Origin of the sequence: Citrobacter sp. Cpo091 (assembly GCF_030332645.1) — a bacterium.
Classification (GTDB): Bacteria; Pseudomonadota; Gammaproteobacteria; order Enterobacterales; family Enterobacteriaceae; genus Citrobacter; species Citrobacter portucalensis.
Genome location: NZ_JAOWHL010000019.1, coordinates 51,109 through 74,336 on the forward strand (window position 1 = coordinate 51,109; position 23,228 = coordinate 74,336).

A 23,228-nucleotide genomic window follows, 5' to 3' on the forward strand; every position below is an offset into this window, starting at 1 on the left:
TCTCAAAGCAAGATGCAATCGCCCATAAAAATTGCCCCATTTTTATGTCTACAGGTGATGGAAATGCAGATCAAACGTACGATAGAGAAAATCCCAGGCGGTATGATGCTGGTGCCGCTTTTCCTGGGCGCGTTGTGTCACACCTTTTCCCCCGGCGCCGGGAAATATTTCGGCTCTTTTACCAACGGTATGATCACCGGTACGGTGCCTATCCTGGCAGTCTGGTTCTTTTGCATGGGGGCGTCGATCAAGCTAAGCGCCACCGGCACCGTGCTGCGTAAATCAGGTACGTTAGTCATCACCAAGATTCTGGTGGCGTGGGTGGTTGCAGCGATTGCTTCACGCATTCTGCCGGAACATGGTGTAGAGGTCGGATTCTTCGCTGGGTTGTCTACGCTGGCGCTGGTGGCTGCGATGGATATGACCAACGGCGGGCTGTATGCCTCAATTATGCAGCAGTACGGCACCAAAGAAGAGGCCGGGGCGTTTGTCCTGATGTCGCTGGAGTCTGGCCCGCTGATGACCATGGTGATTCTGGGAACCGCCGGGATCGCGTCGTTTGAACCACACGTATTTGTTGGTGCGGTATTGCCGTTCCTGATTGGCTTTGCGCTGGGGAATCTGGACCCTGAACTGCGGGAGTTCTTCAGCAAAGCGGTGCAGACGCTGATCCCGTTCTTTGCCTTCGCATTAGGTAACACCATTGATTTGAGCGTGATTGCGCAGACCGGCGTGCTGGGTATTCTGCTGGGCGTGGCGGTGATTATCATCACTGGTATTCCATTGATTATCGCCGATAAACTGATTGGTGGTGGCGATGGTACGGCGGGGATTGCCGCTTCCAGTTCTGCGGGGGCGGCGGTTGCTACGCCTGTGCTGATTGCTGAAATGGTTCCGGCATTTAAACCGATGGCACCGGCAGCAACTTCCCTGGTCGCCACGTCGGTGATTGTGACCTCCATTCTGGTGCCGATTATCACGTCTATCTGGTCGAAAAGGGCCAAAGCAAGGGCGGCAGAAATTGATATTCGTGGCACCGTGAAGTAAGTCTCTTAAGCCGGATGGTCTGCACCATCCGGCTTAATTATTTACCCTTTGACGACAAACACCTCATCGATTGTTCGACACTCACTCTCGTTCAACTCTCCACCGGCATTACGTGACACGCTGGTACAATAGCCAAACTTACGCGATACCACGGTTTTGATGGTAGTGACAAAATCTTCGCCGATGGCATAGATGGACATGTAGGTGCCAATCTGGTCCTGAATATCGCGAAGCGCTGCCAGGTCTCCCTGTTTGAACGCTTCCCGCGCGCTGACAAACAGTTCCGGCATGACGTTGTTCAACCCTGAAATAATCCCCGCGCCACCTGCTAACAGGTTGGGAATGTAGTATTCGTCATAGCCGGACAGCACGGCAAAATCCTCCCGCACGGCGCGGGTGGTCTGAATCATACTGCGGGTATGGGACTGGCAGTCGACGGTGTCTTTAATGCCAGCGAAATTCGGGAACTCGGCGGCGAGGGTGGCTACCAGTTCGGGGGTTAAATCGCAGCCGGTGCGTGCCGGGAAGTTATAAGCAAACCATTTGCCGCTGAGTTTCTGCCCCAACTGACGGAAGTAGCTCAGCAGCTGTTTCGCCGTTTGTCCGTAGTAGTAGGGCGGCAGGATCATCACGGCATCGTAACCTGAGCGATACGCTTCCTGCGCCATCAATAAAACATCATTCTGGCAGGTGGATGAGACGTTGGCGACCATCTTCAGCGAGCTCATGGCGCGGGCCTCGCGGATCAGCAGCAGCCTTTCTTCGAGCGTAAAGGAGGCAAATTCCCCGATGCTGCCCATCAGCAAAATCACGTCGATTTTGGCCTCGGTAAGGCGTTTGAGATGCAGGCTTAGACCGTTGAGATCGATCTTGCCATCATTGTCCATTGGCGTAATGGAAGGACACCAGACGCCAGCAAATTGCGATTGACCAGTCACGTTGTCGACTCCTTATTTGAAATGATGTTTCAAAACCAGATTACATTGATAGCATGTGTCCCTAAGTTTCATGTGAACCGTGCTCTCATTTTGAGCGACTGGGGTAAAATAAATATGGTGTAATGGGGGAAATTTATCGGGAGAGGGAACAGATGCGATATCCGGTCGATGTTTTTACAGGCAAAGTTCGGGACTACACGGGAAGCCGTCCCAGCGCGATTGCTAAAGTCCAGATTGACGGTGAGTTGATGCTGACCGAACTGGGGCTGACGGGGGATGAACAGGCGGAAACGAAAATTCACGGCGGGCCGGATCGCGCGCTGTGTCACTATCCGCGTGAACACTATCAGCACTGGAGACAAGCATTTCCGGAGCAGGCGGAGCTATTTGTCGCGCCTGCGTTTGGTGAGAACCTCTCTACTGAGGGGCTAACTGAAGAGAATGTGTATATTGGCGACATTTTCCAGTGGGGAGAGGCGCTGATTCAGGTCACGCAGCCGCGCTCGCCGTGCTTTAAGCTGAATTTCCATTTTGGCATCAGCGATATGGCCAGCCAGATGCAAGATGCGGGCAAGACGGGCTGGCTGTGTAGCGTCATCGCGCCTGGTCAGGTGTCAGCAGACGCGCCGTTGATCCTGGCGTCACGCGTGAGCGACGTCAGCGTACAGGAGGCAATTGCTATCGCCTGGCATATGCCGTTTGATGATTCGCAATATCATCGTTTGCTGTCGGCTGCCGGGTTATCAAAAAGCTGGACCAGAACGATGCAAAAGCGCCGTTTAAGCGGCAAGATCGAAGACAATTCCCGTCGTTTGTGGGGAAAATAAACCTACCTTCATCTGGCAGTTAAATCAGGTGGAGACACCTGATTTACCTCTCCCCCGTGCTTCATCCCCCCTGTGTACAAAACCGGGCAAAAACCTGACGGTCTCGGTTTGCTTCAAAGCCATTCTTGATACCTGGTCCACAAAAAGAAACTCTGCGTTGAAAAAAAACTTGAGTATTTCCTGCACTCAAATATCTTAGCTTCAAATTGGTTTAAACCAGATGAGCGAAATGAAAAAGAAAAACAATGTTGATGTGCTCAGGGAGCGCTTTGAAAGCTGGTTAAACGAGAAGAATTTACCAGCGGGGTCCAAATTGCCTTCGGAAAGGGAGTTATGTGAGCTGCTGGATGCAAAGCGTATGACCTTACGTCAGGTTCTGATTGAGCTTGAGATCGATGCGCGTATTTTCCGCAAGAACCGCAGTGGTTGGTTTATTTCGTCGAAGCGATTTATTTATAACCCTAAATCACTTTCCAGCTTCAATGCTGAAGCCTGTGCTCAGGGACGTAAGCCTTTTTGGGATTATTTAACCAAAGAAACCATTGATACAGTTCCGCATCATGTTGATGATGTTTTTCTCTCCTCCGGTGACCGCTATTTAGTTACCGGCTGGTGCGGTCTTGATTCACATAAAGTGTTTTACCATGAATCCTATATTGATGCTGATGTTGCGCCAGGATTCATTAATAAATTGGGCAATCAGTCTTTTGCCAGCGTCTGGGAAGATGCGTTTGGCCATGTTTTAAATATCAAAGAAATGATTTTTAAACCGGTCAATATGCCAGAAGTGGCCTGCAAAGAGCTGGGTGTTGCGCCTAATACGTATGGAATTTTAGTAGAAAAACATCGGGCTACCCGAGATAAAAAAGTGGTTCAGGTTGATTTCGAATACTGGAGACTTGAATCAGTGGAACTTGTTATTCGCGATGAATGAGAAAAATAATGGGAAAATGTAACCAAGAACTTCTTGCGGAACGCGCGAGAAATATACCGCTGTACCTACATGCTTATGCTTTTCATCTGAATATGCGCTACGAGAGAGTCCTGCCGGGGGATCTTCTGGATATTGCGCATCAGCAAAAATTGAAGGGTGTAAAAATACATGTTGAGGATGGTGAGTCCCAATCACTGCAGAAACTGAACGATCAGCAGCTACACGATTTTAAAGAGAAGGCCAAAAAATATAATCTGGATGTGCATATCGAAACGAGCGCATCGGATAAGGCGACATTGACGGATGCCATCCGTATTGCTGTTGCTACTGGTGCAACTTCAGTGCGTTTCTACCCGCGTTATGAAGGGCATCTCAACGATGTTATGGCGAAGATTGCCAATGATATTGCATGGCTGTCTCAGTATGACGATTGCGGACTAAGCTTTACTATCGAACAGCATGAAGATCTGCAAGGCCATGAGCTGGTGACGCTGGTTAACAATAGCGGGATGAAAAATCTCTCTATTCTGTTTGATTTTGGCAACATGATTAATGCCAATGAGCAGCCGCTTTCTGCGTTAGAGGTTATGTCTCCTCTGATCACTCAGGTGCATATCAAAGACGCAAAAATTATTAAAGAAGGTAAAGGCTGGGGGCATGAGGCTTGTCGTTCAGGACACGGCGATTTACCCATGGAAGAAATGCTTAAGGCATTATTACTTTTAGGTGAAGATAAACCGCAAGTACATGCTTTTGGCCTGGAAGAAGAAGTTGAATATTATGCCCCTGCATTTCGCTTCGACGATGAGGGTGATAATCCATGGATCCCATGGCGCGATGCAAGTTATACGCCGCTGCCTGACAGCAACATGATTGATGCGCGACTGGCGCAGGAAAAAGAACATGCTCTTGCCCAAATAAAATACATTCGTGATATATGTGACAAGTTTATAGACAATTAATTAGTTTTCTTAAAATATTATTAAATGCGGAAAGGATTATGAAAGTAATCCCCTGGCTTTATTAATTATACAATTTAATTTAGATATTTCTCTCAACAAGCAATGAGGGTTTAATCATGTTCATGAATAAATGGGCAAGGCTCTGTTTTTTGATTTTAGGCGGCGGCACGATATTCAAGCTTTCAAGTATGAAAGATGTTTTCTATGTGCCAATGCAGAATGACTGGGGTTTAACTAATACGCAAATTGGGTTGAGCTTTACGGTTTATACGATTGTTCAGACAACCGGACTTTTTCTTTCTCTCTATATCGCAGATCGTTACTCCAAGAAAATATTATTACCGTTCGGTCTGATTGGCGTTGGGTTATGTGGCTTATATCTGGCAACGCTACCGTCATTTACTGGTTATCTCATTTGCTTTGCCGCGATGGCTTTCTTTGCCGATGTGGTTTATTGGCCGGTATTGCTGAAAGCCGTTCGTTTGCTGGGAACGAAAGAAGAACAAGGACGCATGTTCGGCTTTTTAGAGGCCGGACGTGGCGTGGTGGATGTTATCGTTGCATCTGGCGCTCTGTTTGTCTTCGTCCAGTTTGGTGAAGGTAAAGCGGGGATGCAGGCGGGCCTGTTGTTCTATACGGTAATTACGCTTGTGGCAGGTATTGTGACGTACTTTATTGTCGATGATGACAAAGTGAAAGGCGGCGAGAAAACCAGTGCCAACATGGAAGTGTTAAAGGGTATCAAACATGTTTTGTCCTGCCCTAATGTTTGGCTGGCTTCTTTAGGTATTTTCTTCGTTTATGCCGCGTACTGTGGACTGACTTACTTTATCCCGTTCTTAAAAGATATCTATATGCTGCCGGTAGCTCTCGTCGGTGCGTACGGCATCATCAACCAGTATGCGTTAAAAATGGTAGGTGGGCCGATTGGCGGAATGTTGGCAGATAAAGTTGCTAAATCACCGACAGTGTATCTGAAGTGGACGTTCCTGATCTCTGCTGTGGCGATGCTTGTGTTCATGCAGTTACCGCATCAAACAATGAACGTGTATATCGGTATGGCTGCGACATTAGGGTTCGGAGCGATTATCTTCTCACAGCGCGCCATTTTCTTCGCGCCGATGGATGAGATCGGTACCCCACGTGAGTATGCGGGCTCGGCAATGGCATTTGGTTGCATCATCGGTTATATGCCAGCGATGTTTGCGTACACGTTGTACGGCTATTTGCTGGATACCAATAGCGGCATCACTGGCTACAACTATGTCTTTAGCGTGATGATTGCGTTCAGTTTAATGGGCTTTATCTGTTCGACAATTCTGGTGAAGCGGATTAAAAAGCAAAAGCTAGCGGCTGCGGCTGCGGCGGCATAACGTGAATGCTTCCCCGGTAATCATGTCGTACCGGGGAAGCCTGTTAAGCGCGTTTATACAGCGGTAACCAAATCACCAGCCGTAAACCACCCAGCGGGCTGTCTTCGGCCTTCACCCAGCCACGATGCTGCTGGATCGCGGTTTCCACAATCGCCAGACCCAGACCTGTTCCGCCAGACTCGCGATCGCGCGCCTCATCGGTACGATAGAACGGACGGAAAATCTGTTCTCTGTCTTCAGGGCTAACGCCTGGGCCATCGTCGTCCACGGTGATGGTAATCCCGTCGATATCCACCGCGAAGCCAACTTCAATCTTCGTATGTGAATAGCGCAGGGCATTGCGCACAATGTTTTCCAGCGCACTTTCCAACGCATTTGGGTTACCGTACAGCGGCCACGGACCCGGCGGGAAATTCACCGTGAGTGATTTACCCATCTGCTCAGCTTCAAAGGCGGCGTTATCCAACACTTCACCCCAAAGCTGATTAGCTTTCACTGTTTCGCTGACCAGCGCGTTTTTCTGCTGATTACGTGACATCACCAGCAGGTCGTTGATCATGCTGTCCAGTCGGTGAGCTTCTGTTTCAATGCGCTCCAGCTCTTTGCTCTCACCGCTACGACGGCGCAGCAGAGCGGTGCCCAGTTGCAGACGCGTTAGCGGTGTTCTCAGCTCGTGAGAGATGTCCGACAGCAGGCGTTGCTGTGTGGTCATCATCCGTTCCAACGCCGTCACCATCTGGTTAAAGCTCGCGCCTGCCGCCAGGAACTCCTGCGGACCGGCTTCCAGCTCAGGATGTTGACGCAGGTTACCCTGAGCTACTTCATCCGCCGCGTTTTTCAACTTACGCGCCGGTTTCGCCAGACTCCAGGCAAGCCAAAGCAATAGCGGTGAGCTGACTAACATGGTGACGATCAGCAACAACAGCGGTCGGTCGAACAGCAGGTTGATAAAGTCAGATTGTGAGCTGCTGGCAGGTCGTATGAGATACAGCTGGTAGTTATCTTCACCGTCTCTGACGGAGAAAGGCCCGACCATCTCAACGCGACCGTATTTTTTCTTTTGCGGATGGTCGGCGTTATCGGCCTGACCAATAAAGTTACGAATGATCTGCATTTCGTTGCGTTCTGCGCCGATCACGCGTCCTTCCGTCGTAACAAGTAATAACCGCTGTCCTGGCGGCGCCCACTTGTCTATCGCCCGAAACAAGCGACGCCACCACATCAAATCGTTGGGTGGATCGTTCGCCAGTTCAGCTTCAACATGTTGCTCAATCATTAACCCCTGGCGCTGCTCGCTGTCCAGTAGCTCGGTCATCTGGCGTGAGTCGAGCTTGGGTAACATCAGTACCAACATCAACACCAGTGCCAACGTCAACCAGAAGATGGCAAAGATGCGTGCGGTTAAGCTCCCTATCATGAAGCGGAGACCATCAGGTAGCCGCGACCACGCAGGGTTTTAAACCACGGGTGTCCGTCTTTACGCTCTGGCAGCTTACGACGCAGGTTCGAGATATGCATGTCGATCGCGCGATCGAAAGGCGTCAGGCGTTTGCCCAGCACTTCCTGGCTCAGGTGCTCACGCGAAACCACCTGACCGAGATGCTGAGCCAGCAAATAGAGCAGGGTGAATTCGGTGCCGGTTAACTCCAGAATTTGCCCGTCAAAGCTGGCTTCCTGGCGACCCGGATTAAGGCTTAACGCATCAACTTCCAGCGTCGGCGAACCGTTATCGCTGTTCTGCTGCTGTTCGCTCCAGTGTGAGCGACGCAGAATAGCGCGGATGCGCGCGACCAGTTCACGGTCGTTAAACGGTTTAGGTAAATAGTCGTCCGCGCCCAGCTCAAGGCCAAGTACGCGATCCAATTCGCTGCCGCGAGCGGTCAGCATGATTACAGGTGTCTGGTGTGTCTGACGAAGTGCTTTCAGCGTATCAATGCCGTTTTTCTTCGGCATCATGACGTCGAGCAAAAGTAAATCGATGCTGTCATCCAGAAGCTCAAGCGCCTGTTCCCCATCATAGGCAACCAGCACATCGAAACCTTCCATTTCGAGCAACTCCTTTAACAGGGAAGTCAGCTCTCGGTCATCATCAACTAACAGGATTTTATTCATTGTTTACGTACCTCCGAGGCAGAAATTACGTCATCAGGCGTCGCTAATCTATGACTTTACGTTGTTTTACACCCCCTGACGCATGTTTGCAGCCCGAATCGTAAACTGTCTCTCGTTGAATCGCGACAGAAAAGATTTTGGGAGCAAGTGATGGGCAAAGTTACCGCTGCCGTCATGGCCTCAACGCTGGCACTCAGTACATTTAGCCATGCAGCTGAAGTCGTCACAGGCGATCACTGGCACCTGGGTGAAGGCTCATCGCAACGCAGCGTTCAGAGCCACATGTTTGACGGTATCAGTTTAACCGAACATCAACGTCAACAGATGCGAGATTTAATGCAGCAGGCAAGACACGAACAGCCTCCTGTTAATGTTAGCGAAATGGAGACAATGCATCGCCTTGTCACCGCAGAGAAATTTGATGAAAGCGCAGTGCGCGCTCAGGCAGAAAGAATGGCGCAAGAACAGGTTGCCCGCCAGGTTGAAATAGCCAGGATCCGCAATCAGATGTATCGCCTGTTAACGCCAGAGCAGCAAGCGGTTTTAAATGAGAAACATGAACAACGAATGGAGCAACTGCGCGATGTAGCGCACTGGAAAAAAAGCTCATCGTTGAATTTATTGAGTAGTAGCAACTCACGTTCCCAGTAGTAACCCTGTTTTCCTTGCCATAGACACCATCCCTGTCTTCCCCCACATGATGTGGGGGTTTTTTTTGCCCAAAATTTGTCCCTCGGTTATTGCCTGACTGTTTTACTTCATCCGTTATACTAGCGGCATATCCTGGCAGGAGTGTTTATGAATCAAACCTATGGGCGGCTAGTGAGCCGGGCGGCAATCGCGGCAACCGTGATGGCATCGCTGTTACTTTTGATCAAAATTTTTGCGTGGTGGTACACCGGATCGGTCAGTATTCTGGCAGCACTGGTGGATTCTCTGGTGGACATCGCGGCGTCGTTAACCAATCTGTTGGTGGTGCGCTATTCGCTGCAGCCCGCAGATGATGAACATACGTTCGGACACGGAAAAGCGGAATCGCTGGCGGCGCTGGCGCAAAGCATGTTTATTTCTGGTTCGGCGCTGTTTTTATTCCTGACCGGGATTCAGCATCTCATCCAACCCACGCCGATGAAAGATCCGGGCGTTGGGGTGGTTGTCACCATCATTGCGTTAGTGTGTACAATCATTCTGGTCTCGTTTCAGCGCTGGGTAGTGAAGCGTACGCAAAGTCAGGCCGTTCGGGCAGATATGCTTCATTATCAGTCTGATGTTATGATGAACGGTGCGATTCTCATTGCGCTCGGGCTGGCATGGTATGGCTGGCATCGTGCAGATGCCTTGTTTGCGCTGGGGATTGGCATCTATATTTTATATAGCGCATTACGCATGGGGTATGAGGCAGTGCAATCTTTGCTGGATCGCGCTTTACCCGATGAGGAACGTCAGGAAATTATTGATATCGTGACGTCATGGCCTGGAGTCAGCGGCGCTCACGATCTTCGCACGCGGCAGTCAGGGCCGACCCGCTTTATTCAGATTCATTTGGAAATGGAAGATAATCTGCCGCTCGTTCAGGCGCATTTAGTGGCTGAACAGGTTGAGCAGGCAATTTTACGGCGTTTCCCGGGATCGGATGTCATCATTCATCAGGATCCCTGTTCAGTCGTACCCAAGGAAGGCAAGATGTTTGAGCTTTCATAATTCGTTGTAAAAAAAGTGAACCGGGCCAGCATTTTGTGTATAAATTACCACCATTTGGCCTGACCTGAATCAATTCAGCAGGAAGTGATTGTTATACTATCTGCATATTCGTTGGATCGTTTCGATATGCGGAATCGACTTCCGGCAGCAGATTTCATTTTGCATTCCAAAGTTCAGAGGTAGTCATGATTAAGAAAATCGGTGTGTTGACAAGCGGCGGTGATGCGCCGGGCATGAACGCAGCAATCCGTGGTGTTGTACGTGCAGCGTTGACGGAAGGGCTGGAAGTCATGGGGATCCATGATGGCTACCTGGGTTTGTATGAAGACCGTATGGTCCAGCTTGACCGCTACAGCGTGTCCGACATGATCAACCGTGGCGGTACTTTCCTCGGTTCTGCTCGCTTCCCGGAATTCCGTGATGAAAACGTACGTGCGGTGGCGATCGAAAACCTGAAGAAGCGTGGCATCGACGCCCTGGTTGTTATCGGGGGTGACGGTTCTTACATGGGTGCAAAACGCCTGACCGAAATGGGCTTCCCATGCATCGGTCTGCCGGGCACTATCGATAACGATATCAAAGGTACCGACTACACCATCGGTTACTTCACCGCTCTGGGTACCGTTGTCGAAGCGATTGACCGCCTGCGTGATACCTCTTCTTCTCACCAGCGTATTTCTATCGTTGAAGTGATGGGCCGCTACTGTGGTGACCTGACCCTGGCGGCTGCAATTGCCGGTGGTTGTGAGTTCGTAGTGGTTCCGGAAGTGGAATTCAGCCGTGACGATTTGGTTACTGAAATCAAAGCGGGCATCGCGAAAGGTAAAAAACACGCAATCGTAGCGATCACTGAACACATGTGTGACGTTGACGAACTGGCGCATTACATTGAGAAAGAAACGGGTCGTGAAACGCGTGCAACCGTACTGGGTCACATCCAGCGTGGTGGTTCCCCGGTTCCTTACGACCGTATCCTGGCATCCCGTATGGGCGCCTATGCCATTGAACTTCTGCTGGAAGGTCACGGCGGTCGCTGCGTAGGTATTCAGAACGAGCAGCTGGTTCACCACGACATCATCGACGCTATCGAAAACATGAAGCGTCCGTTCAAAGGTGACTGGCTGGACTGCGCGAAAAAACTGTACTAATTGCAATTGCCGGATGGCGACTTGCGCCTTATCCGGCCTACATGATGCAAATCGTAGGCCTGATAAGCGTAGCGCCATCAGGCAAAAACTCGACTCCATATATTCCCCCAAGTTATAGCAAATCTTTTTTTATTCTTTAATGTTTGGATGCCTTTCTGGCACGCTTTGCTCATCACAACACTACCTAAGAGAGCTGGGCGATGAACAAATGGGGCGTAGGGTTAACATTATTGCTGGCATCGACCAGCGTTCTGGCAAAGGATATTCAGTTACTTAACGTATCGTACGATCCAACGCGTGAATTGTACGAGCAGTACAATAAGGCCTTCAGCGCGCACTGGAAGCAGGAAACGGGCGACAACGTTGTGATCCGCCAGTCGCACGGCGGTTCGGGTAAACAGGCGACTTCCGTCATCAACGGCATTGAAGCCGATGTTGTGACGCTGGCACTTGCTTACGACGTGGATGCCATTGCTGAACGTGGCCGTATCGATAAAAACTGGATTAAACGCCTGCCGGATAATTCTGCGCCTTACACCTCCACCATCGTGTTCCTGGTCCGCAAAGGCAATCCCAAACAAATTCATGACTGGAACGATTTAATCAAACCGGGCGTGTCGGTCATTACGCCAAACCCGAAAAGCTCCGGCGGAGCTCGCTGGAACTATCTGGCGGCATGGGGCTATGCCCTGCACCACAACAACAACGATCAGGCCAAGGCACTAGACTTTGTGAAGGCCCTGTATAAAAACGTTGAGGTACTCGATTCTGGTGCACGTGGCTCAACCAATACCTTCGTTGAACGTGGTATCGGTGATGTGCTGATTGCCTGGGAAAACGAAGCGCTGTTGGCAACGAACGAGCTGGGCAAAGATAAATTCGAGATAGTGACCCCGAGTGAATCTATCCTCGCGGAGCCGACCGTGTCCGTGGTTGATAAAGTGGTGGAAAAGAAAGACACCAAAGCGGTGGCGGAAGCTTACCTGAAGTATCTCTACTCGCCGGAAGGCCAGGAAATTGCGGCGAAAAACTTCTACCGTCCACGTGATGCAGAAGTCGCGAAGAAATACGAAAACGCATTTCCGAAGCTGAAGCTGTTCACTATCGACGAAGAGTTTGGCGGCTGGACGAAAGCGCAGAAAGAGCACTTCTCTAACGGCGGTACGTTCGACCAAATCAGTAAACGATAAATAAGTCTGTGATTTACCGACCCGGTGGCCAAGCGCGACCGGGTTTTTTATTTGTCATGGTTTTGCGTTACTCTTGCCCTTCAATGGGATACAGGAAACGCGTAATGAAAAAAGCAGGCTATCTTTTACTGGCGGTGATTGTGGTCGCCGCCGCTGCAGGTATCGGGTACTGGAAATTCACCGGCAACCCGGACGCATTACGCCAGATCGTTCTTCAGCAATGCCTGCCGCACCAGTTGCAGCAGCAGGACCCCGCCCCATGCGCTGAAGTAAAGCCGGATGCCGGATATGTGGTGTTCAAAGACCGTAACGGCCCACTGCAATATCTGTTGATGCCTACCTGGCGGATCAACGGTACGGAAAGTCCGCTGTTGTTGAAATCAGGCACACCGAACTTTTTCTGGCTGGCCTGGCAGGCGCGTAGCTTTATGAGCCAAAAATACGGCCAGGAAATCCCTGACAAAGCAGTCTCTCTGACCATTAACTCTCGTAGCGGGCGTACGCAAAATCACCTGCATATTCATATCTCCTGCCTGCGAACCGATGTCAGAAAGCAGCTGGATGACAACCTGGCGAAAATCAGCACCCGCTGGCTACCATTACCGGGTGGGCTGCGCGGTCATGAATATCTGGCGCGTCGCGTCACGGAAAATGAACTGGCACAACGCAGCCCGTTTATGATGCTGGCGGAAGAGGTGCCGGATGCGCGTGAGCATATGGGCAGCTATGCGTTGGCGATGGTGCGCCAGAGCGACGAATCCTTTGTCCTGCTGGCTACTCAGCGCAATCTGCTGGCTCTGAATCTCGCCTCAGCTGAGGAAATTCAGGATCATCAATGTGATATTCTGCGTTAACCCCACCTAATCTGGCGTTTACTCCGCATGCCTGTCCCCGTATTCTTGTTGAAAAAAACAACAGGAGACAGGCATGTCGCTCTGGCTTACACACCCTCTGTTTATCCCCTCTCTGGTGGTTGGTATCACCATTCTGCTCTGGGCTACGTCGCTGCTGCCGGAGTTTATAACGGCGCTGCTGTTCTTTGCCGTGGCGATGGTGGCCAAAATCGCGCCACCGGATGTGATTTTTGGCGGCTTTGCGTCCTCCGCGTTCTGGCTGGTGTTTAGCGGCTTTGTACTGGGTATCGCGATTCGTAAAACGGGGCTGGCGGACAGGGCGGCGAGGGCGCTGTCATCGAGGTTGACTGATTCCTGGCCGTTAATGGTGGCGAGCGTAGTGCTGCTGAGTTACGCGCTGGCATTTGTAATGCCATCCAACATGGGCCGCATTGCGCTGCTGATGCCGATCGTCGCGGCGATGGCGAAACGGGCTGGAATTAACGACGGCACGCGCGCCTGGTATGGTCTGGCACTGGCCGTCGGGTTTGGGACGTTCCAGCTTTCTGCGACGATTTTACCCGCTAACGTACCGAATCTGGTGATGAGCGGCGCGGCGGAAGGCTCTTACGGCATCCACCTCAATTATCTTCCCTATTTGCTGCTGCATACGCCGGTTCTGGGTTGGCTTAAAGGCGCGGTGCTCATTGTGCTTATCTGCTGGTTGTTCCCTGGCAAGCCGCATGCGCCGCGCGATCTCACGCCGCCGGAGCCGATGAGCCGGGATGAAAAACGTCTGGCCTGGATGTTAGCGGTGGTGCTGTTCTTGTGGGTAAGCGAAAGCTGGCACGGCATTGGTCCTGCGTGGACCGGGCTGGCTGCGGCAGTTATCACATTGCTACCACGGGTTGGCTTTATCAATGGCGACGAGTTTTCCACTGGGGTCAACATTCGTACCTGTATTTATGTGGCGGGTATTCTGGGGCTGGCGATCACCGTCACGCAAACCGGTATTGGTAGCGCCGTTGGCGAAGCGCTGTTACAGGTGATGCCGCTGGATGCGGAAAAGCCGTTTACCAGTTTCCTCGCGCTGACCGGTATTACCACAGCGCTTAATTTTATTATGACGGCGAACGGTGTTCCGGCGCTGTATACCACGTTGGCGCAAAGTTTTGCCGATGCGACGGGATTCCCGCTGCTGTCGGTGATTATGATCCAGGTGCTGGGTTATTCAACGCCACTGTTGCCTTATCAGGCTTCACCGATTGTAGTGGCGATGGCGCTCGGGAAAGTGCCTGCGAGGGCGGGGATGCTGCTGTGTATGGTGCTGGCGGCGGCAACGTATCTGTTGCTTCTGCCGTTGGATTACCTCTGGTTCAGTATACTGGGGAAATTATAACTGTATATAAATGTTAATTTTTTGTTTTGTGAGATGATGAATTGTTTTATTTGGGCTGATGGCGGTTAATACCGGGGCGCAGATTTGCGCACTGGAAACTCAAGGATTGATTCATGGACAGTTTGACCCCTATCCGCTGTTGGCCTGCCATCATCTCGCTCGTGATTACGCTGACCATCTGGTTTGTTATCCCGTGTCCTCCTGACGTAACCCCGCAAGCGTGGCACCTGCTGGCACTGTTTATTGGTACGATCGCTGCGATTATCGGTAAGGCTATGCCCATTGGCGCAATTGCGATTGTGGCGATTATGCTGGTGGCGATGACTGGCGTTACTAACCCCGGCAAACCCTCCGCGGCGTTGAACGATGCGTTGAGTGGCTTTTCGAACCAGTTAATCTGGCTGATTGGTTTATCCATTATGCTGTCGCAAAGTCTGTTAAAGACCGGCCTGGGGGCGCGTATTGGCTACGGGTTTATTGCGCTATTTGGTAAAAGAACGCTGGGTATTGCGTGGGCATTAACCCTTGCGGAAACGCTAATTGCACCCGTAACGCCAAGTAATACCGCGCGTGGCGGCGGCATTATCCACCCGGTAATGCGGGCGATTGCGGAGAGCCTCGGCTCGCAGCCAGGCCATGCCGAGAATGGCTCAACGGGCCGTTATCTCGCGCTGGTGAACTACAACATTAACCCGATCAGCTCGGCAATGTTCATCACCGCGACCGCACCTAACCCGTTAATCGTCAGCTTTTTGACGAAGGGGACGGATGGCGTGCTGAACATGACCTGGGGAATGTGGGCTATTGCGGCGCTTCTTCCTGCTCTGGTATCACTGGTTGTCATGCCGATTGTAATCTGGTGGCTCTATCCGCCAGCTATCACGCGCACGCCAAATGCGCCGCAGTTCGCGCGGCAAAAACTGGATGCGCTGGGTCCACTATCACTGGCAGAAAAAATCACCCTGGCAGTGTTCATTTTGCTGCTCTGCCTGTGGGCGGGTGTTCCAGCGATGCTGATGGGCAGTGCCTGGAGCGTAAACCCCACTAGCGCCGCGTTAATTGGTTTGTCGATTCTATTGATGGCGGGCGTATTGAGCTGGGATGACATTCTTAAATGCCGCGGGGCATGGGATACGATAGTCTGGTTTGCCGCGCTGGTGATGATGGCGGATTTTCTCAGCAAACTGGGGTTGGTGGGATGGCTGGCAACCAGCGTTGGTAGCGCAATCGACCATCTTGGCGTGCACTGGAGTGTTGCAACGCTGCTGTTGATTCTGCTTTACGTCTACTCGCACTACTTTTTCGCCAGCACTACTGCGCATATTACGGCTATGTTCGCTGCGTTTTTCGCCGCAGGATTAGGCCTCGGCGCGCCGCCAGCATTGCTTGGTTTAATGCTCGGTTTCTCCTCCTCCCTGATGATGTCGCTCACGCACTATGGCACGGGTACTGCGCCGATCATCTTTGGTTCGGGCTATGTCACGCTGGCAGAGTGGTGGAAAACGGGGCTGGTGATGAGTGTGGTCAACCTGACCATTTGGGGTGTGACCGGCGCCTTCTGGTGGCACTGGTTGGGATACTGGTAGTTAATACAGCGGGAGGAGTGCTCCTCCCGCCTTAACAACTTAAGCCTGTTTAGCGGCTTCTGCTGCTTTAACGATGACGGCGAAGGCGTCTGCTTTCAGAGAAGCACCACCAACCAGCGCACCGTCGATGTCCGGCTGAGCAAACAGTTCTGCCGCGTTAGCTGCGTTTACAGAACCGCCGTACTGGATGATTACTTGCTCAGCGATTTTCGCGTCAGCTTTAGCAATGTGGTCACGAATAAATTTGTGAACAGCCTGAGCCTGAGCAGGAGTTGCAGATTTACCGGTACCGATAGCCCATACTGGTTCGTAAGCGATAACGACGCCTTCGAATGCTGCTGCGCCCTGAGTTTTCAGAACCGCGTCGATCTGACGTGCACAAACTTCTTCAGTTTTGCCCGCTTCGTTTTCTGCTTCGGTTTCACCGATGCATAGAACTGGAGTCAGACCCTGCTCTTTCAGCACGGCGAATTTTTTAGCGATCAGCTCGTCAGATTCTTTGTGGTAAGTACGACGCTCAGAGTGACCGATAATGATGTACTGTGCGCCGATGTCTTTCAGCATTTCAGCACTTGTTTCACCAGTGAATGCGCCAGACAGGTTCAGGTCAACGTTCTGCGCGCCCAGAATGATGTGGCTACCGGCAGCGGCGTGTTTCGCCAGGTCGATATACATTTCCGGCGGAGCAATCGCTACTGCACAGCCAGCAACGCCAGCCAGTTCTTTACGCAGATTAGCAACCAGTTCGTTTACCATGTGGCGGCTGCCGTTCAGTTTCCAGTTACCCATCACTAAAGGATGTCGCATTTCATTTCTCCACGCTTGTCAGCGAATTAAGGAATATGGCCGCCCCTCAGGGCAGCATGGTCTGTGAAACAGTATAGAGATTCATCCCCCGAAAGGCTTTGCTTTTTGTCACTTATTCGACCCTTCGAGGTTTTCAGATAGAGCCAGCTTAATCGGTTCAACAGCGAAGGTCAGCCCCTTTTCACCGTTATCTGCTACGACATAGCGAATTGCGCCTTCTGTTTCGGCGTAATAGTGCTTACCTTTGCCTGCGGCGAGCAGTTTTTGTAGCTTTTTCTGGCTCTGTTCCTTCGTCAGTAGCGGTGCGACGGTGCGGATGACGGCGGTCATGTATTCCAGCGCTTTCGCTTTAGCTGCCTTTTGCTCTGGTCCCTGAATTGGTAACCAGGTTATTTGCATGCTTTTGATTTTCAGGGTGCCGCGCTCAAGGGCGGAAGACGCATACAGGTTTTCATTGATTTTGCTGGCCGCGCGGGTGAGATTTGCCCGATCGCGACTGCTGTCGATGGCGCGGAACTCATTCAGGATCAGCTTCGGATTCTGTGTATTAAAGTTTTCGCGAAACTGGCTAATCGACAGGTCAAAGGTCGGCGCGCCCGCCAGTAAATAGGGGGCTGTGGTTGCCGTCGATGGCTCTTCCGCCAATGCCGCAGTGCTCGCGGTTAAGGCTGAAAACAATAATAAAAACAGTGTAAATCCGTGCTTCATCAATCGTACCTTTCATTCTCACTGCTCACGATTAAAACGGTAACCGTCGAGCTTGTCAAAAGGGTAAACTGTTCTGGACGGTAATAATAAAGGAACTTACATGACCATACAGCAGTGGTTATTCTCATTTAAAGGGCGCATCGGGCGCCGTGATTTCTGGATTTGGATTGGCCTATGGATCGTCGGCATGCTGGTTCTGTTTTCGCTGGCGAGCAAACAATTACTCGATATTCAGACCGCGGCTTTTTGTCTGGTGTGTCTGCTATGGCCAACGGCGGCAGTGACGGTAAAACGTCTGCATGACCGGGGGCGTTCCGGAGCGTGGGCGCTGTTGATGATTCTGGCGTGGATGCTGCTGGCCGGAAATTGGGCGATGTTACCCGGCGTCTGGCAATGGGCGGTAGGCCGCTTTGTTCCAACGTTGATTCTGGTCGGCATGCTTATCGATCTGGGTGCGTTCATTGGCACCCAGGACGCAAATAAATATGGTAAGGATACGCAGGACGTAAAGTACAGGGCTGACTCGTAGGCCGGATAAGTGTATGCGCCATCCGGCAAAATGCCCGGGTGTTAACCGGGCATTGAAACGTTCTTACCAGTAGTGCTCTGCGGTCATATGGCCCGGTCGGCGGCGCAGGTGTTTGGTCATCTGCCGGGTGTCCTTCAGCAACTGCTGGGTATCGCGCACCATCTGCGGGTTTCCGCACAGCATCACATGACAGGTTTCTTTATCCATTGGCAGCCCGACCGCTTTTTCCAGTTCACCGCTTTCAATTAGTGCCGGTACACGCCCGGTCAGCGAATCTGCCACGGTTTCACGACTGACCACCGTCTGGATGCGTAATTTACCTTCGTAGCGCTTTTCCAGGGCCTGCATCAACGGTAGATAGCTCAAATCGGCGGCATAGCGCGCGGCATGGACCAGCACCAGATTTTTGAAGCGATCCAGGTCTTTGCCTAATTGCAGAATCGACAAATATGGGCCGATAGCCGTGCCGGTTGCCAGCATCCACAGCGTGTCGCAATCGGGGACTTCATCCAGCACGAAGAAACCAGCAGCTTCACTCACCACCTGGACTTCATCGCCAGGCTTCAGTGCTGCCAGACGAGGACTGAGTTTGCCGTCGGGAACCGTCACCAGATAAAACTCTAAATCGGGGTTATCAGGGGCATTGACGTAAGAATAAGCACGCTGGACGCGCTCGCCCTCGATCTCAAGGCCAAGCTTGGTGAATTGACCTGCAGTGAAAGGAAGAACCGGAGCTCGCACGGTCAAACTAAACAGGGCATCGGTCCAGTTCTGTACCTTCGTGACTTTGCCTGTTACCCAATCTGCCATGGTTCTCTCCTGTCTGCTTTGATTGCCTTATCTTCGTTCGTTGGACGAAAGATTTCCAGCCCATATGGGCTGGAAGGCTCTATTGATCAAATCAATTACAGGATGTGCGCCTGCACATCGGGATCTTTGCGATCGAGGTAGTGAATCGACTGAATGCGACGGATCGTACGTGATTTACCGCGGATCAGCAGCGTTTCGGTGGTCGCGATATTACCTTTGCGGCTAATCCCTTCCAGCAAATCGCCTTTGGTGATGCCGGTGGCAGAGAAAATGACGTTGTCGCTACGCGCCATTTCATCGAGACGCAGCGCTTTGCCCGCTTCAATACCCATGGCGGCGCAACGAGCGAGTTCCTGTTCGCCAATGCGACGGTTCTCTTCGCTGTCGCCTTTGACGTCATGACGCGCCAGCAAACGACCCTGCATGTCGCCGTCCAGCGCGCGGATAACGGCGGCAGAAACGACACCTTCCGGTGCGCCGCCAATGCCGTACAGCACGTCAACTTCACTGTCTGGCATGCAGGTCAGAATGGAGGCCGCAACGTCACCGTCTGGAATAGCAAAGACACGCACGCCCAGTTTTTGCATTTCGGCGATCGTTTCATCATGGCGTGGCTTGGCCAGAATGGTGACGGTCAGTTCACTCAGCGGCTTATTGAGTGCAGCGGCAACGTTATGCAGGTTGGCTTCCAGCGACAGGTTCAGGTCGATAGACCCTTTTGCGCCTGGGCCGACAATCAGCTTTTCCATGTACATGTCTGGCGCGTTCAGGAAGCAGCCTTTATCGCCAACAGCCAGTACGGCCAGCGCGTTTGCCTGACCCATTGCCGTCATGCGTGTGCCTTCGATAGGATCGACGGCGATGTCGACCGCATCACCAAGACCGGTCCCGACTTTCTCACCGATAAACAGCATCGGTGCTTCATCGATCTCACCCTCGCCAATCACGATGGTGCCGTCGATATTGACCTGGTTGAGCATAATACGCATGGCGTTTACCGCCGCGCCGTCAGCGGTATTTTTGTCGCCGCGGCCCAGCCATTTATAGCCAGCCAGCGCGGCCGCTTCGGTCACGCGTGAAAATTCAATGGCAAGTTCTCGTCTCATTGCAAACTCGTAGCTGAAAGGAATGGCGCGAAGTGTAGCACAGGGGAGGGGGCGAGATTATTGATGTGTGTGCGGGGTTGTCCCCGCACGAAGATATTGCCGGATAAGGCACAGTTGCCATCCGGCTATGACGTATTACTCGTCGTGATCTTCCCACGCCATGGCGCGTTTGACCGCTTTTTTCCAGCCGCTGTAACGGAAGTTACGTTCGGTGGTTTCGATGCCTGGGCGGAATTCACGCTCGATGACCGCTTTTTCCTGCAGCTCATCCAGATTCTGCCAGAAGCCTACTGCCAGACCAGCCAGGTATGCCGCACCCAATGCGGTGACTTCGCGGACTTCCGGGCGCTCAACGCGCGTGCCGAGAATGTCGGACTGGAACTGCATCAGGAAGTTGTTGGCGACCGCACCGCCATCGACGCGCAGGGCGTGCAGGCGAATACCGGAGTCAGCCTGCATTGCTTCCAGAACATCACGGGTCTGGTATGCAATAGATTCAAGCGTGGCGCGGATGATGTGGTTGGAGTTTACCCCACGGGTCAGACCAAAGATGGCACCGCGAGCATACGGGTCCCAGTACGGTGCGCCCAGGCCAGTAAATGCCGGAACGACGTACACGCCGTTGGTGTCTTTCACTTTGGTGGCGAAATATTCGGAGTCGAACGCATCGCTGATGAGTTTCATTTCATCACGCAGCCACTGGATAGATGCGCCAGCCATAAATACCGCACCTTCCAGCGCGTAGTTCACCTCCCCGGTCGGTCCGCAAGCGATGGTGGTCAGCAGTCCGTTTTCGGACTTAACGGCTTTCTCGCCGGTGTTCATCAGCATGAAGCAGCCGGTACCGTAAGTGTTTTTCGCCATCCCTTCCTTCACGCACAGCTGGCCAAACAGCGCCGCCTGCTGGTCACCGGCGATACCGGAGATAGGAATACGAATACCGCCTTTACCACCGATGTTGGTCTGGCCGTACACTTCAGAAGAGCGACGAACTTCAGGCAGCATTGCACGCGGAATATCCAGCGCATCCAGCATCGTGTCATCCCAGTCCAGGGAGTGGATGTTGAACAGCATGGTACGTGAGGCGTTGGTGTAATCCGTGACGTGTACACGTCCCTGCGTCATTTTCCAGATAAGCCAGGTATCTACGGTACCGAACAGCAGTTCGCCGCGACGAGCGCGCTCACGCGAGCCTTCTACGTGGTCGAGGATCCACTTCACTTTGGTGCCGGAGAAGTACGGGTCAATGACCAGACCTGTATTATTACGGATGTACTCTTCCATACCGTCGCGCTTGAGCTTTTCGCAGATATCCGCGGTACGACGACACTGCCACACAATCGCGTTATAGATAGGTTTACCGGTTTCGCGTTCCCAGACAATGGTGGTTTCACGCTGGTTGGTAATACCGATCGCTGCAATTTCATCGGAACTGATATCGGCTTTCGCCAGAACTTCTACCAGCGTGGAGCTTTGGGTCGCCCAAATTTCCATCGGGTCATGTTCTACCCAACCTGCTTTCGGGTAGATTTGCTCGAATTCGCGCTGTGAAACGGCAACGATATTCGCATCGTGGTCCATTACGACCGCGCGGGAGCTGGTGGTGCCCTGGTCGAGCGCAACGATATATTTTTTTTCAGTCATAATTTTTTGTCCCGTAGTCACATTACTGCGAAGCTTTTTGTTGAGTGTTGGCCGCAACGTCTTTTTCTTCAATCGCGCAGACATCGCACGGTAAATGACGACCAATCAGTTTGCGATATGCCCATGCGCCCAAAATCGCGCCGGTAATCGGGCCAAACACCGGAACCAGGAAGTAAGGGATATCGCGACCACCCGTGAAGGCAATCTCACCCCATCCGGCCATCCAGGCGAAGAGTTTCGGTCCGAAGTCACGTGCCGGGTTCATCGCAAAACCTGTCAGCGGACCCATGGATGCACCAATAACGGCAATCAACAAGCCGATCAGCAGTGGTGCCAGCGGACCACGAGGAACACCGTTACCATCGTCGGTCAGAGCCAGAATCAGCCCCATTAGAATAGCGGTAATGACCATTTCAACCGCGAAGGCCTGCACAAAATTGATATGCGGGTTCGGGTAGGTGGAGAAAGTACCTGCCAGACCCAGGCTCTCGGTACTGCCGCGTACGATATGGTTAGTTTGTTCGAAATCGAGGAAAAGATTGTAATAAAGCCCGTAAACCAGTGCCGCTGCGCAAAAGGCGCCGGCAATTTGCGAAATAATAAAAGGAACAACTTTGCGTTTATCAAAACAGGCGAACAGCCAGAGTGCGATGGTTACCGCGGGATTCAGGTGTGCACCAGAAACGCCTGCGGTCAGATAGATAGCCATCGCTACCCCCAGACCCCAGATGACACTGATTTCCCACTGACCGAAAGTAGCCCCAGCCACTTTAAGTGCAGCGACACAGCCCACACCGAAGAAAATCAACAACCCGGTACCGAGGAATTCAGCAATGCACTGGCCTTTTAAGGTTGATGTTTGACTCATAATCGGATCCTGAAGAGAGTTTAATGTTTATTGTGTGCGAGAAGGTCACTGACATCCCCGGAGCCGGTAGGCACACTGTTAATTTATCGTTAACGCGCAAAAACGAGAAATATCGAAATTAAAATGTGTGTACTGCATCAACAAAATGAGCGTTTTCGCGCCATTGTGAGGTATTTGTTATACAAAAATAGTGTGAGCTGAATCATTTCACTGATCAATCTGTTAACACTTAAGAGTTATGACAGTAATGTCACCAGGAGAAAGACTAAAAGTGTTGCAAACCGCAATCTGCGCGGGATGCCGCTGGACAGGGATGACGCGGCTTCATACAATCGGTGTTAAGTAGAGTGCGCTCGTTTTTATTAAGGCGTCGCCGGTTATCGGGACGAGGATTTTTATCCATCAACGCCTTGCAATTCAGGAGAGGTATGACGATGTCATTAGAAGTGTTTGAGAAACTGGAAGCAAAAGTACAGCAGGCGATTGATACCATCACGCTGTTGCAGATGGAAATCGAAGAGCTGAAAGAAAAGAACAACTCACTGTCGCAGGAAGTTCAGACTGCACAGCAGCAGCGTGAAGAACTGGAGCGTGAGAACAACAGCCTGAAAGAACAGCAAAGCGGCTGGCAGGATCGTCTGCATGCCCTGCTGGGTCGCATGGAAGAAGTCTAATCCTCGTCATATTTCACGTTATGGCGGCGTTG

At 51.9% G+C, this 23,228-nt stretch carries 23 protein-coding genes; 14 read left to right on the forward strand and 9 right to left on the reverse strand.

The features are described 5' to 3' along the window. Positions 1–63: 63 nt before the first annotated feature. On the forward strand, positions 64–1,047 hold the full coding sequence (gene kdgT / locus OGY04_RS01340; RefSeq protein WP_020996114.1) for a 2-keto-3-deoxygluconate transporter: 984 nt from the start codon (positions 64–66) through the stop codon (positions 1,045–1,047). A gap of 41 nt (positions 1,048–1,088) precedes the next feature. Here the strand turns inward: kdgT and OGY04_RS01345 are convergent, their stop codons facing one another. Beyond that, a complete protein-coding gene (locus OGY04_RS01345) occupies positions 1,089–1,985 on the reverse strand; it encodes a dihydrodipicolinate synthase family protein (RefSeq protein WP_071444496.1) in 897 nt (298 codons plus the stop codon). A 152-nt stretch (positions 1,986–2,137) separates the two neighbouring features. Between OGY04_RS01345 and yiiM the strand changes: the two genes are divergently transcribed. From yiiM to OGY04_RS01365, 4 genes are all read left to right on the forward strand, one after another. Beyond that, complete coding sequence (yiiM, locus tag OGY04_RS01350; RefSeq protein WP_128317275.1) at positions 2,138–2,812, forward strand: 6-hydroxyaminopurine reductase; 675 nt, start codon at positions 2,138–2,140, stop codon at positions 2,810–2,812. Positions 2,813–3,041: 229 nt separating this feature from the next. After that, complete coding sequence (locus OGY04_RS01355; protein WP_020996112.1) at positions 3,042–3,746, forward strand: GntR family transcriptional regulator; 705 nt, start codon at positions 3,042–3,044, stop codon at positions 3,744–3,746. Between the two features lie 8 nt (positions 3,747–3,754). Then, positions 3,755–4,708: a sugar phosphate isomerase/epimerase family protein gene (locus tag OGY04_RS01360; RefSeq protein ID WP_267457294.1), complete on the forward strand. Its 954-nt coding sequence runs from the start codon at positions 3,755–3,757 to the stop codon at positions 4,706–4,708. A 122-nt stretch (positions 4,709–4,830) separates the two neighbouring features. Further along, on the forward strand, positions 4,831–6,081 hold the full coding sequence (locus OGY04_RS01365; protein WP_095533158.1) for an MFS transporter: 1,251 nt from the start codon (positions 4,831–4,833) through the stop codon (positions 6,079–6,081). A 43-nt stretch (positions 6,082–6,124) separates the two neighbouring features. Here the strand turns inward: OGY04_RS01365 and cpxA are convergent, their stop codons facing one another. Together cpxA and cpxR are read right to left on the reverse strand one after the other, a co-directional pair. After that, positions 6,125–7,498, reverse strand: a complete 1,374-nt coding sequence (cpxA, locus tag OGY04_RS01370) for an envelope stress sensor histidine kinase CpxA (protein WP_003028758.1) — start codon at positions 7,496–7,498, stop codon at positions 6,125–6,127. Next, positions 7,495–8,193 (reverse strand): envelope stress response regulator transcription factor CpxR, encoded by a 699-nt coding sequence (gene cpxR / locus OGY04_RS01375; RefSeq protein WP_003028763.1) that lies wholly within the window; start codon positions 8,191–8,193, stop codon positions 7,495–7,497. The genes cpxA and cpxR overlap by 4 nt, the downstream gene beginning before the upstream one ends. A gap of 150 nt (positions 8,194–8,343) precedes the next feature. Between cpxR and cpxP the strand changes: the two genes are divergently transcribed. From cpxP to OGY04_RS01410, 7 genes are all read left to right on the forward strand, one after another. Further along, on the forward strand, positions 8,344–8,844 hold the full coding sequence (cpxP, locus tag OGY04_RS01380; protein ID WP_008787022.1) for a cell-envelope stress modulator CpxP: 501 nt from the start codon (positions 8,344–8,346) through the stop codon (positions 8,842–8,844). 147 nt (positions 8,845–8,991) lie between these two features. Further along, on the forward strand, positions 8,992–9,894 hold the full coding sequence (gene fieF / locus OGY04_RS01385; protein ID WP_003825216.1) for a CDF family cation-efflux transporter FieF: 903 nt from the start codon (positions 8,992–8,994) through the stop codon (positions 9,892–9,894). Between the two features lie 185 nt (positions 9,895–10,079). Continuing rightward, positions 10,080–11,042 carry a 6-phosphofructokinase gene (gene pfkA, locus OGY04_RS01390; RefSeq protein WP_003825214.1) on the forward strand — a complete coding sequence of 321 codons (963 nt, stop codon included), beginning with the start codon at positions 10,080–10,082 and terminating at the stop codon, positions 11,040–11,042. 200 nt (positions 11,043–11,242) lie between these two features. After that, the gene (gene sbp / locus OGY04_RS01395) at positions 11,243–12,232 is read left to right on the forward strand and encodes a sulfate/thiosulfate ABC transporter substrate-binding protein Sbp (protein WP_284881202.1); all 990 of its coding nucleotides are present in this window, start codon (positions 11,243–11,245) and stop codon (positions 12,230–12,232) included. A 104-nt stretch (positions 12,233–12,336) separates the two neighbouring features. Next, positions 12,337–13,086 carry a CDP-diacylglycerol diphosphatase gene (locus OGY04_RS01400; protein WP_020996109.1) on the forward strand — a complete coding sequence of 250 codons (750 nt, stop codon included), beginning with the start codon at positions 12,337–12,339 and terminating at the stop codon, positions 13,084–13,086. A 73-nt stretch (positions 13,087–13,159) separates the two neighbouring features. Further along, positions 13,160–14,464 carry an SLC13 family permease gene (locus OGY04_RS01405; RefSeq protein WP_258736664.1) on the forward strand — a complete coding sequence of 435 codons (1,305 nt, stop codon included), beginning with the start codon at positions 13,160–13,162 and terminating at the stop codon, positions 14,462–14,464. Positions 14,465–14,577: 113 nt separating this feature from the next. Next, on the forward strand, positions 14,578–16,050 hold the full coding sequence (locus OGY04_RS01410) for a DASS family sodium-coupled anion symporter (protein ID WP_003825206.1): 1,473 nt from the start codon (positions 14,578–14,580) through the stop codon (positions 16,048–16,050). A gap of 39 nt (positions 16,051–16,089) precedes the next feature. Here OGY04_RS01410 and tpiA read toward each other — a convergent pair whose 3' ends face one another. After that, on the reverse strand, positions 16,090–16,857 hold the full coding sequence (tpiA, locus tag OGY04_RS01415; RefSeq protein WP_003028783.1) for a triose-phosphate isomerase: 768 nt from the start codon (positions 16,855–16,857) through the stop codon (positions 16,090–16,092). Between the two features lie 108 nt (positions 16,858–16,965). Further along, on the reverse strand, positions 16,966–17,565 hold the full coding sequence (locus OGY04_RS01420; protein WP_079935065.1) for a YiiQ family protein: 600 nt from the start codon (positions 17,563–17,565) through the stop codon (positions 16,966–16,968). A gap of 100 nt (positions 17,566–17,665) precedes the next feature. On the opposite strand from OGY04_RS01420, the gene OGY04_RS01425 reads away from it, so the two are divergent. Then, positions 17,666–18,094: a DUF805 domain-containing protein gene (locus OGY04_RS01425; RefSeq protein ID WP_008787028.1), complete on the forward strand. Its 429-nt coding sequence runs from the start codon at positions 17,666–17,668 to the stop codon at positions 18,092–18,094. A 63-nt stretch (positions 18,095–18,157) separates the two neighbouring features. Here OGY04_RS01425 and fpr read toward each other — a convergent pair whose 3' ends face one another. From fpr to OGY04_RS01445, 4 genes are all read right to left on the reverse strand, one after another. Continuing rightward, complete coding sequence (fpr, locus tag OGY04_RS01430) at positions 18,158–18,904, reverse strand: ferredoxin--NADP(+) reductase (protein WP_048215185.1); 747 nt, start codon at positions 18,902–18,904, stop codon at positions 18,158–18,160. A gap of 95 nt (positions 18,905–18,999) precedes the next feature. Beyond that, positions 19,000–20,010 (reverse strand): class II fructose-bisphosphatase, encoded by a 1,011-nt coding sequence (glpX, locus tag OGY04_RS01435; protein WP_003840506.1) that lies wholly within the window; start codon positions 20,008–20,010, stop codon positions 19,000–19,002. Between the two features lie 135 nt (positions 20,011–20,145). Further along, a complete protein-coding gene (gene glpK, locus OGY04_RS01440; RefSeq protein WP_003028792.1) occupies positions 20,146–21,654 on the reverse strand; it encodes a glycerol kinase GlpK in 1,509 nt (502 codons plus the stop codon). A 22-nt stretch (positions 21,655–21,676) separates the two neighbouring features. Beyond that, a complete protein-coding gene (locus tag OGY04_RS01445) occupies positions 21,677–22,522 on the reverse strand; it encodes an MIP/aquaporin family protein (RefSeq protein ID WP_008787032.1) in 846 nt (281 codons plus the stop codon). Positions 22,523–22,950: 428 nt separating this feature from the next. On the opposite strand from OGY04_RS01445, the gene zapB reads away from it, so the two are divergent. Then, positions 22,951–23,196, forward strand: coding sequence for a septal ring assembly protein ZapB (gene zapB, locus OGY04_RS01450; RefSeq protein ID WP_095533156.1), 246 nt, complete (start codon positions 22,951–22,953; stop codon positions 23,194–23,196). Positions 23,197–23,228 lie beyond the last annotated feature (32 nt).